The 12021-nt window shown below is 43.4% G+C and carries 9 protein-coding genes; all 9 read right to left on the bottom strand.

Annotated elements, in window-relative coordinates:
- Nucleotides 1-3 precede the first annotated feature (3 nt).
- Entirely contained in the window at nt 4-2313 is a 2310-nt protein-coding gene (locus ACFVU8_RS14615; RefSeq protein ID WP_387428104.1) for an RCC1 domain-containing protein, read from the bottom strand.
- Between the two features lie 21 nt (nt 2314-2334).
- Nucleotides 2335-3960 (bottom strand): hypothetical protein, encoded by a 1626-nt coding sequence (locus tag ACFVU8_RS14620; RefSeq protein ID WP_387428106.1) that lies wholly within the window; start codon nt 3958-3960, stop codon nt 2335-2337.
- A 15-nt stretch (nt 3961-3975) separates the two neighbouring features.
- Entirely contained in the window at nt 3976-6030 is a 2055-nt protein-coding gene (locus ACFVU8_RS14625; RefSeq protein WP_387428107.1) for a hypothetical protein, read from the bottom strand.
- A 38-nt stretch (nt 6031-6068) separates the two neighbouring features.
- Nucleotides 6069-6674, bottom strand: a complete 606-nt coding sequence (locus tag ACFVU8_RS14630; protein WP_387428108.1) for a hypothetical protein — start codon at nt 6672-6674, stop codon at nt 6069-6071.
- Between the two features lie 33 nt (nt 6675-6707).
- Nucleotides 6708-7181: a hypothetical protein gene (locus tag ACFVU8_RS14635; protein WP_066373808.1), complete on the bottom strand. Its 474-nt coding sequence runs from the start codon at nt 7179-7181 to the stop codon at nt 6708-6710.
- A 144-nt stretch (nt 7182-7325) separates the two neighbouring features.
- A complete protein-coding gene (locus ACFVU8_RS14640) occupies nt 7326-8564 on the bottom strand; it encodes a hypothetical protein (RefSeq protein ID WP_387428110.1) in 1239 nt (412 codons plus the stop codon).
- A 95-nt stretch (nt 8565-8659) separates the two neighbouring features.
- On the bottom strand, nt 8660-9493 hold the full coding sequence (locus tag ACFVU8_RS14645; protein ID WP_387428111.1) for a hypothetical protein: 834 nt from the start codon (nt 9491-9493) through the stop codon (nt 8660-8662).
- Nucleotides 9494-9507: 14 nt separating this feature from the next.
- Nucleotides 9508-10599 (bottom strand): cell adhesion protein, encoded by a 1092-nt coding sequence (locus ACFVU8_RS14650; protein WP_387428113.1) that lies wholly within the window; start codon nt 10597-10599, stop codon nt 9508-9510.
- Nucleotides 10600-12021: hypothetical protein (locus ACFVU8_RS14655; protein WP_387428115.1), on the bottom strand; the 1422-nt coding region annotated here is incomplete at its 5' end.

The following is a 12021-nucleotide window of genomic DNA, read 5'->3' on the forward strand; positions in this document are numbered from 1 at the left end:
TTTCTAGCTTTTCTTTGGGTCTGCCTTGGTTAGGATATCAAACATCCCTCCCCACATGGCTTGCCTATTGGTTGCTATGCGTACATAAAAACCAATCTTAGCGTTGTGGTCAAGTTGCTCAAGGTAGGCTAAGTTATCACTAGGCTCAAAAGGCGCATCCAGTTTACTTATTTCAGCTTTAGCATTTACGCCGTCAAGTTCTCTATTGTCCACCCGTAGGCGCACATTATCTACAGGGTAACCTAGAGTGTTCTTAACGTACACACGCTCTGCGGCAGTCGTCTGCCCCGCCACGATAGTCCCAAAGTCAAGGTACTTGATCACTTCACCAAAGTCATCTGAGTAAAATGATTCAGTTGCATCACAGAATAGCAATCCAGAGAACATACCCGTAAATGTGATATCCAAGGACTTCGCTCCACCTAGTTCATCCAGGGTCTCGATGCGGACGATGTTGTTCTGCTTCTTCTTAACTTTGGGTCTAGGGATGGTATACTGGATAGTCAAAGGCACTGGATTATATCCGGTATAGCCGAATTCAGGGTAAAGCTGTTCTCCATTCAGAATAATACGATACTGTACTTTATCCCCATCAGCATCAGCTACACTCGCGTTGATGAAGTTACCTAGAACTGTTCCAGTGATGGCTGGTGCTGTGTTAGTCTTGATTATTACCTGAGACCATGTGAACAGCGTTCCTAAATCATCCTTCGTCTCTATCTTTAATGTGTTCGCCCCAACATTAAAGTCTGCATTGTTTAGAACAATACCTATGTTGGCAGGAGAGGGCTCAAATTCTGTAAATCCTGAAGTTGGGTATTTTTGATTATTATTTAGTAGGACACGATACTGGACTCGATCACCATCAGGGTCAGTTATATTACCTCCCAAGGTTACGTTATCCTTATGAATCTGCCCCGCTGACAATTCAGGGTAGACTTGTGGTGCTTGGTTAACTTTTATTGTGCTCCAAGCTATCCCATCAGTCGCTCCAAACTCATCTATAAGTTCAAGCAGAACTATATTTGTCCCTAAATCGAAGTAGGTATGTGGCAGATCTTTGTTTAAAATGAAGTCTGTTAGCTGTGGCGCAGTCCAACCGACACTAGGGAACCTTTGAACACCGTTCACACTTATTTTATAAGAGGTCAGCTTCTTAGACACATGGTCGATTGTCGCAGTAAGCTTAAAGTCATCTTTGTGAAAAGAGGTAGTTGCTGTTACGTTAGCGAATAAGAATAACGCTTCTGCCCCACCCATTAACCGCCTAACTCCGTTATTAATCTGCTTAAGCGTAGTAACTGCTACGTTAGTGTTATAAGCTTCACTTATACCTAGCTGTCCGTAGTTATTTCTACCTGCGCTATACGCTACACCATCTACACTAAGTACCAAAATATGATCATAACCCATGGCCACCTGACGCACATTGCCCACTACTTTTCTAGGGATTGGGTTAATATTACTTGTGTTACCTAGAGCAAGTTGCCCATAGCCATTATTCCCGAACGTATACAAGTCCCCACTTGAGGTAACTAATCCTGTAAAATAGGTTCCACATGCTACAGACCTAATGCTATCCATAATCTTTACTGGAGTCACGTAAGCATTACCCGTACTGTTGCCTACAGCGTTACCCGTTTGCCCATAGTAATTATATCCCAAGCCCCACGCTGTCCCGTCATTCTTCAACACGATCGTATGTCCAACACCGCCATCTACCTGTCTAACCTCCTTAATAGAGAGCCTGAAAGTGGAATACTGAGTTGTATTACCTAGACCTAGTTGACCGTAGTTGTTCTGACCTGCGGAATACATATCACCGTTTTCTTTAATAAGAAATGATGCATTATAACCCGCCCCAATGTGTTTTACACCACTATCCACTTTCCCGGGTGAATAGTGGTCACTACTGCCATTCCAACCTAGTTGATAGTAGCCGTTATAGCCACATGTGTACACGTCACCGTTTTTCTTAAGAATGATTGTATGAAGGTAACCACATGCTACTTCTTTAACATCCGTCATAATTTTTATGGGCGCTATGGCGCTCCCGCTTCTCCACCCTGTACTATGCCCCAACTGCCCGTAGTGGTTATATCCCATTGAATATAAATCGCCATTCTCAAGGAGAATCATGGAGTGGTAAGTCCCTTCTGATATCGCCTTTACATTAATCATGTTCGGTATAGCTTTAGGTACATAACTGCTAGTACCTGTATACCCAAGTTGAGAATAAGCGTTGTATCCGAATGAGTATGCTTTTCCATCGTTTCCTATATACATGGAATGGTAAGCGGATTGTGTACTCATATGTGTCCTCCTATCGCCCTATTAAGCAGGATCTCCTACGACTCTTATGTCGAAGAAGCCTCCGCCAATGGCTTTACGTGTCGTATTTATTCTTACATAGAAAGGTGTGATATCCCCGTAGTCCAGTGGAGGAATGTTAAGATAGTTAGATGGAATAAATGGATTGTCAGTTTCACTTAACTCCACCACCTCTTCCACAGGGTCTAAATCTATCTGTGCCACCGTTAAGGTAATATTATTGATTGTGTATCCCACCGTATTCTTTAAGAAAATTTCAAAAGTACTGGAAGTACTTCCAGCCACAATACTACCCACCTCAAGGTACTTAAGCACCTTTCCAACGTCCGTAGAGTAGTACAAACCATCCTCTGCCATAAACATGAGTCCTGAGTAATCTATTAATGGTGTATCGCTCCAAAGGGTAGTCTCACCTATGTCATCCTCCACCTCAAGCGTCACCTTATGTGTATTACCAAAAGATATAAACTCGTCAGGTATCTTGTATTGTATTTCAGCAGGTGATTGTAGGTACGGAGTCCAAGAGCCTACTGTCGGTGGATGAACCTGAACATTGTTAACCAATACCCTGTACCGCATCATATCTCCATCCCCGTCTGACAGAGTGGCGAATAGCATCTGACCTTTTACTGCCGGATCTAAAATGGTTGGTATATGGTTGTTCTTTTGGATGACAACAGATCGTGTATTCGTAACCCCCATGTCATCAGTCAAGTCCACTCTAATAGTGTTGTCACCCACAACCAAGTCAGTATTCCTGATTGTATAGCTGTAGCTGAATGGTGTTTTAATTAGCCCCGATTGACCTGTTTCCGGATACTTCTGCAGTCCGTTAAGAGAGATACTAAACTGTACGCTATCCTTATCAGCATCAGTAAAAAGCAGGTCAAGGAGTATATTATCTTTGTGAGTCACAGTAGAACTAAAAGTCATCCCCACATCAGGGGGGGTGTTAATCCTCATCAAATCCACAAAATTTAATACATAGTTGGATATTTGGTTGCTTTCATCAACGGTTTCTACAAAGATTGTCGTTTTACCTAACGGGAATTTACTTGCAGGGAACGTGTGCTTCGCATCTATCGGTAGTAGGAACGTGGATGAATATCCACTATCAGGGTAAAGCTGTTGACCACTGTCAGTGTAGATTCTGTATCTCGCAGACTCTTCTTCAAGGCTATTCAGTTTAAAAGTAAGGTCAACGTTTTCTTTGTGTGTGAAAGGTGGATTAACCTTCAAGTTAGTGATTTCAACTACATTATGTTCAATCCAAAAGTCAGTAATAAACCCTGAATCCTCCCCAGAGTTTACACTTCCATCTTTAGAGTATGATACCGTAAGTGTGTGATTTCCTGGTTGCACTTCCTTTTCGAAGGTATACCACCCTTGAGTACCGCTTATGCGAGAAATCTGTGAACCATCAAAATTAAGCGTAAACCAATCATATCCACTCTCACTACTGACTCTATACTTGAAGTGAATCTTTCCGACACTAGGGAATTTGTATGTCATCGTGAATGATGTTGATTGACTGTGACCGATGCCAGCAGTCCTTAATTGCCCGCCACTATTTCTATATGATCCCTTCCAAGGGAATACTAGAGGGCTAAATGTCTCAACTATACGCATGTTCTACCTCCCTTTCTAAAGTGCGTCACCTGTCACTTTGATTTTGAATACGCCGCCGCCCACAGCATCATTGTTTAGTGACAATCTCAAATAGAATTTAAAGGAATCGCCTGTATTGAAAACTTCAGGGTAAGTGAACTCACTCTGCGGTATAAAAGGTGCGTTGGTATTGCAGATTTCGACCTTCTCTGTGATAGGATCAAGGTCTCCTTGGATTACAGATAATTTCACATTCTTCACAGGGTATCCTAGAGTGTTCTCCACCCCTACTTCGAAGATACCGGACTGCTCCCTTGCATAAAGAACGCCTACGTCAAGATACTTCAAAAGGACGCCTACGTCAGTGGTGTAGTATTCGCTCTTAGTGTCCTTGAACATCAGACCGCTGTAACCAAGCACACCATTGAAAGTCCACGTCCCTGTGTCACCCGCCGTATCAATAACTTCTACTGTTATAGCGTTAGGCTGGTTAGTTCTGACCTTTTTTCTAGGTAGCGTGTAGGTTGTTGTCAGTGGTGAATGGAAGGCGATTGAGAATCCAGACTCAGGTAAAATCTGCTCACCATTCAACAGGACTCGATACCTGATGTCATCACCGTCAGCGTCATCAAATGTCATTGTGAGCGTGTTTCCCTTTAGTGTCGCTGTAGCTATAGGCGCTGAGTTAACCTTTGTTACTACACTAGTGCCTATTACAGATGAAGTGTTAGTCTTAAAGTTATCCTTGACTTCAATAGAAATTTCGTTGCGACCGATCCTCAGTTCATCCGCCCGAAATGCCCGCCTTACGACCAGTGGTGACGTGTACCCAGATACAGTCCAATCACTATAAACTACATCGTTCACCAGGATTCGATACGTCATCAGGTCAGTTACTTCATCGGTAACGTTGGCTTCAAAGATGGTTTTTTCATCATGAATAGTAGACTTGCTCACTGACGTTACGATCACTGGCTGATTGTTTGTAATCGTCACATCAATAATCTTCTGTGATACAGCCCCATAGTTATCCTTACAGAATATTGCCACAATGTTAGCGCCTATATTAAACATCGAGTTGGGCAGTACTACACTAAGATTAGTCACCGGGAGTGGGAGTAAATTTTCATAGTCTTTTACTAATACCCCATTGACCTCCACTCTCCAGCTTGCGGTAGATGATGATATCGCTCCATCCCCTTGAACAAGGTCAAATGAAAGGGGTATATCCAACCCATGTTGTGTAGTTTCAATATTTATGTTAGTGGGTGTAACAGTGGACAGAAATAACGTCTTTATAATATTACTTGCCGCAAAATAGTAGGCGATACCACGGTTAGTAGGATTAATTTGAATACACCCTACTTCACCGCTAATCGGAGTCACTCCGAAGGATCCTAGATTACCTTGTCGTATTACCCCTTGAATAACAGCGCCCGTGTTTGCATTAAAGCAACCCAATAACCCATCAGCTTCATTTGATCCAGAACCCCAATACGCCTTGTTGTTGGTTACTAGTAGACCACTTCCAGTGTAACTTGAGTCCAATGATAGACCATTACTTGCTATAGTACACATGAGATTCATTGCCTTAGTCTTTTCCCTTAAGTCCCATCTGTACAGCCCCATATTAGCCCTGTTCCAAAAGTAAATATAATAACCACCGTCCCACCCGCCACGGCTATATGCGGTACAAGACCTATCAGCAACATTATACTGAGTACGCCCTGATATTGTTTGGTTGGTTTGATTTATTTCCCAACCAAACAATGCGCTATGACTCTTAGACCACCCTATTAAATAGTCCTGCCCGTTTTCAGTGTAAACAGCATAGGAGTATGGTATAGAACTGTTACGTTCGCAGATGTAGGTTGTGTAAGTGTCATTAGAGTACCAGTTAACATTCAGCACATATGATCCTATAGTGCCACCTGTATCTTTATTATAAATACCTACATTGCTCAGAGATCCGTGGACTACATAAATGTACTTATCGCCTACCATAACATCTCCAATAGTGCTGCCACTCGAACTTGTGGTAAGCGTAGATGCTTGACCTGTAAAGTTTAAGTCTCCCATTTTAAATGGCATATCCAATCCTCCTTATATAGAAAAGGACTGTCTTAGATTCAAGACAGCCCGAAATTAACTTCTCCGCCCACGCCTTTTCTCAGTGGAGCATTGATTTCCTCAACGATGCGGTTGTTCTTTTTGATAACTAGCACCCCGTCTAGTTTCTTGTCAGCTACTAGCCAGAAGTTCATGTACATTGCTTGTCCAAAAGGAATTTTGCATGTAGCCTTAAACTGGAATGTCACTCCATCTAATTCGATGACTGACTTGTATCCAAAGTTGTACTGGTTGATAACCGTGTTGGTTAGCCCACCCCCACCTGCCAAGTTTACAGTTGACTCTGCATCCTTGTAGGTGATGATATCACTGAACTTTCCGCTATGACCAGTTAGGTTATATTCTTTCTCACCGTGTCTATAAACGACTTCGATACCTGCCCCGTTGAGATTGAAAACACCATCGTGCTCAAAGAACAGTTTATAATTATGTCCCAGGATTCCGAACCGAATCAATTTACTTTTGTTAATGCTGTAGAAGCTGTTCTCTATTCCGGTAGTAAGATCAAATTCGGCAAGGTAAGTACCGTCATAGTACTCACCCAACCAAATGAAGTCTTGAGCCACAGGGGATATTCCACTATGGTTATTGAAAATTGAAAGCATATAATTTCCCCTTCATTGTATTGAAGTTATTTTTTACACGTACTGGTAGGAAACACGGGTCAGGAATGTTACTAGACCTGCTGTAGCTGTTGGTGGTACGTTTGCACGCAGCGTAACTTTACTCATATTTGCAGTAGTGTTAGCTGTGTTAATGTTACCGTCATTAGCTGCCCCTTTAATTGTTTTAGAAGGTGTGTCAGCTTTAGAGGCACGAATATCTTTAGTCACAGTACCACCGATCGCTGTAAATGTAGATTCAGATAGCGACTCAACCTTAACTTCAATCCAAGTGTTTGTTACAAGTTCACCTGTGTTACCACCGGAACTATCCTTGGTTGTAATCGTGCAGTTCTGCATGTCCGAAACGGCGGTTGCACCACCACGGTTATTCCAAATCAATACAGTAAATGTGGGGGACAGTGAACCTGCGTCAACTGTACCAATATCCCACTGTGTTACCTGTGAAGAGTTATCTGCGGTATACCAAGAAACTAATGGTGCGGGCATTAAATTACCTCCTTATTTATAGCAAGAGTTACCTCTTGACTATTATCTCATTGCTAAATTCAATATAAGATAGCAGGGTGAATCCTTAACATTTGTCTCGTAATAGCAATAAAAAAAGACCCCTTCTTAAGGGGTCAATCTGTACTACTGGACTTTCTTGTACTTCACGAACACTACGTCAGGAATTCCTTCAGTCACCTTAAGTGCTTCAGGTGCGAAGTCAAAACCGGTTACGTCGCCGCTCACATCAGTCTTGTAGTCGAAATTAATGCCAGGCGCTTGTAGCTGACCATTGACGGATAGCAAAACTGTCTTAGCTTTAGCTACTCCTTTTACAAGGACGTACTCCGTCTCACCGCCGGCAGCTTCAAATACTTCCTCTTCGTCTTCGGTCTCAAGTTTGTTCAATCGGTCACTCTGCGCCTTAAACTCAGCATCAGCAACCGTCTCAAGGTCAACGATACGTCCCTCAGCAGTACCGAAGTCCCCTGCTTTGAAGTACCCGTTGGCAGAGTCAGCGTCACGTTCAGCAACACCCGCAGTTAGTGCTTCAAGTTCTACTACACGCTTTGCCAAATCTGACAGGACAGCCTGTACAGTTAGACCAGTGTAGTTAGGGTCTACGACAACCCCTACGAGACTAGCACCCTTATTAGCCGCAGTGGAAACCAAGTCATTACGGATTAAAGTATCCGCATCAGTACGTGCCTGAATCTCATTGGCGATTTGTGTCAATACGTCAACTGCAAGATTGGCATTGCCGTCATTATCTAGCGTACCGCCACTGCCGTAAATATCCTTCATCAACTGATTAAGGTTCATGTAGGCTTTAGCATCGACTGCATCTGCTACGAGACCTGCGCCACCGGACACGATTGCATCTACAGGGATTACGGACAGGTTGGTGCGTGTAATGTACTTGTAGTCAAGAGTAACAGCGTCAACGAACGTATAAGCTGTCTCTACTTCAGGGTTACCTTCCAAGCTGTAGAAATCCAGGTAGAACTTATCAGCGTCCTTACGCACCTTACCGTAAACTCTATCTCCGTCAGGATCGATGAATGGGAAATCAGAAGTGCCATTCTTACGTAATTGCAATTCAACGCCAAGTACCGTACCTTCAGTATTGGAGTCAACGGCTTCATTGACGTTTAGAATGTGGTCAGTAATCTCAATGGAGTTCTCCCCCGCACCGACACTTACATCATTCTTCTGAACGAACACATCAATCTTCGTATCCTCAAGAGTCTCACGGTGTGCATGGAAATCAATGTCAAGATATTTCTCATTGATTTTGTTTTGTTCATCAAAGTGAGTATTCCGCATCAGTTTGTTGTTCAACTGCTCGCCACGGAATCTTGCTAAACCTCTAGTTCCTGCCATATGTCTTCACCTCTTTCTGAGTCATACAGTGTCTCTTGACACTGCATATACATTATAGGTTGGCAAAACTAGAAAATATTTTGACCTTGTAATATTTACCTGAGTTTTACCACTAACTCTATAGTAACCCCTTCGATACCTTCACCCCGTTCTACAACGTTAATTCGGAAATGTTCATCCTTAGCAATACGGGGTACAGGTACGCTGTATGGTCTATCCGAAGTGCGGCTAGAGTGTTCGTTAGCATCAATTACAAGAGTTGTTACCGTGTCCCACTCAGGCAAGCCAGTATCGTAACTATCTTGCGTGCATCTCTCTATTAGAAAGGAAGTGTCATCCGCCCCAACACTAGAAGCAGAAGCATAAACCTCCATGATATCTCCCTCATACGGGAATCGCATATTAAGTTTTGCTATGCCATCAAACACCCTACTCAGAACAAAAACCATAGTCTTGGTCTCCATCCTACGCTCGATAGAATCAAGCCGAGTGTCAAGGTTAGGGTATGGCTGCTCCCCATCCTTGTACTTCCTAGCCGCCCTGACTTCATCCTCAAGTTGCTTGAATCGGAGTTCATCAATAGAACCGGTTCCTTCACGCACACTCTGCTTCCAGTTACGGATATAGATTTCATCGCCTACGTGCAATTGAACAGGTTGTCCTGCCAGTGGTGTGTCGCCTTCGTAAACACCTAAGTCCAACCGGATTGTGGTATTGTTGACTTCCTCATAACCACCACCTTCAAGCAAATGCTGACCATTGACATACACATCAAGCTGACTTGTACCCATTGCATACTCGTAATCAAGTGCGATGTATAACCCTCTACCTGAGTCGATGTATACTTGGTCTACAATGATTTCTTGTTCATCCCAATTCTGAGTAATACCGCCACCATAGCGGCGTAGGTTCATTTTAGTACCTGCCATTAACACTCACCCCCTTACGTATGGTTTATGTCTAAAATAAAGTGCAACGGCTTAATGTTAAGCATATTACCTGTCCGCTCTACCTTCATCCAGAACTTCTTAGACTCTAGTGAATCAAGATCACCCATCTCTAGCAGCTTGGAGAAGTCTCCGGTTGGCATGTTATTACCATCATCATGGCATATGTCGGCCCACTCATACCCAAAAGTCTCCATATATTTCAATATCCCTAGTGTGATATTAAATGCAGGCTTCTCTTCTGACGGATTTACTAGCGACATTTGAACTAGAATCTGATTGTCATACATCGTACCTAAATAAGTATCCTTCTCCTTATTCAGTTCCTTACCGTTCCAGACAACCTGCATATCAGTCCCGAACAGGTACACATCCCCGCCGTAGATATCAAATGATCCAAGACTAGATAGCAGGTTTCCATGTGTATCGTAAACTCGAATAATTCCGTTGTAAGGCATTAAGGGGAGCTCGATCTCACATCCCGTCCAGTTTGGTTCTACCTTTGCTGAGGCGATAGAGTTACCATCTGGGTCACAAAGGAACACAGAATACCCCATTGGAAGATTCCCTACCGTAAACTTATTGCTTTTACACACAACAATTCGCTCAAGGTTAATGTTCTGGAAACCATCATCCATCCGGTTCTTTAGGACGACACCCATCTTCTCCGCCATCAATGGTGCGGTGTCAAATATTTCCCAACCATTACCACGGTTCGCAAAGAAAGACCACTTGTTACCTTTCTTCATTGCTCTCCAACGGCTGTATTCCTGTACAGTGGTATCTTTACTTTCCAAGAACTCTAACCTGTGGTAGCCATCTTGCCAGATGATAATACCGCCCTCATCCAATAGTTCTGTAGGTATGTAATCGGCGGTTACCTCCATGAGTACGGTCTGTTCTTCTGGAATGTCAAACATTAGCGATGTATCACTTTCGGTATGCGGGATAACTACCTGACCGAGCGTTTCATCTATCACAATGGATTCGCTCGGGGAAAGGGTATAGCGAGAATGAATATTCCCGCTATTGAACTGATCATCGAAGATTAGTCCGTCCCACTTCTTATAAATCCCCAATAATCTCACCTACCTTGTTTTCTTCCAATTCCATATGCTCCATGATGCTATCTTACCGATGATTAGCCAAATACGTGGTTTCTTAGGTTCTTCAGGAGTCTTGAGTACGCCGCCCTCAATCTGCTCAATGACTGTCTCTATCTCACGCTTAGGCCGCTTTGCACTCTCAGGTCCATCAATAGAGGTCACGATGAGTTTCATAGGTCTTCTTGCGTGCTCAGAACTATCTGTGTTCACCTCAACGACCTTTTTAGGTCTCTTTGCTACTTCTGGTTTACTTATTGAAGTCTCCATTGGCTCTCTGTTATTAGTTACGTCAGAGTCGTCCGCAATGTTAGTGACAATCTGTTTCTTCTTACGAACCGCCACGTCAGTTTCATCTATAACTGCATGATTATCTGCTGAACCATTGTCTGCCTGCGTGGTTCTGTAAAGAACTGCATCTCTTTCCTGACCACTTTCTGCAGTATGTGTACCATGAACCATGGCTTCCCTGCTCACAGTACTGTCAGCCAGATCACCGCTTTCAATGACGGCTGCTTTATTACTGTCATCAATATAAGCAGCTTCGCCTTCATGGATAACGCCAGTGGAAGAGCCTTGTTGAGAAGCACTCTCTATAGCATGTAGGTAGGCTTCCTCAGTAAGTTCCTGTTTCGCCCACTCAATCTTTGTGTCATGGATGACGTGGCCTCTGTCGCTATGATCTGCAAGTTCCGTCTCCTGGATGGTGGTAGGTTTGCCACCGTCTGTAAGGTGAGCACTTAATGTCTCACTTAAACTACCATCCTTGCTTGATTTGTTACTGGCACCTTCTATTTCTGCTATAACAGCGTCTCTACTCACGCTATGATTAGCTCTCTCTAGCTCTGGAAGTACGCCCTCCTTGCTTGATTCAGTAGTTGCACTTTCTAGCTCAGCTATAACAGCATCTCTACTTACGCTATGGTTAGCTCTCTCCAGTTCCGGAAGTACACCATCTCTGCTTGATTCGCTAGTAGCACCCTCTAGTTCTGCTAAAACAGCATCTCTACTTACGCTATGGTTAGCTCTCTCTAGCTCTGGAAGTACACCATCTCTGCTTGATTCGGTAGTTGCACCCTCTAGTTCTGCTAAAACAGCATCTCTACTTACGCTATGGTTAGCTCTCTCTAGCTCTGGAAGTACACCATCTCTGCTTGATTCGGTAGTTGCACCCTCTAGTTCTGCTAAAACAGCATCTCTACTTACGCTATGGTTAGCTCTCTCTAGCTCTGGAAGTACACCATCTCTGCTTGATTCGGTAGTTGCACCCTCTAGTTCTGCTAAAACAGCATCTCTACTTACGCTATGGCTAGCTCTCTCTAGCTCTGGAAGTACACCATCTCTGCTTGATTCGGTAGTTGCACCCTCTAGTTCTGCTAAAACAGCATCTCTACTTACGCTATGGCT

It is taken from the genome of Paenibacillus sp. NPDC058177 (genome assembly GCF_042883835.1).
Lineage (GTDB): Bacteria > Bacillota > Bacilli > Paenibacillales > Paenibacillaceae > Paenibacillus_AQ > Paenibacillus_AQ agri.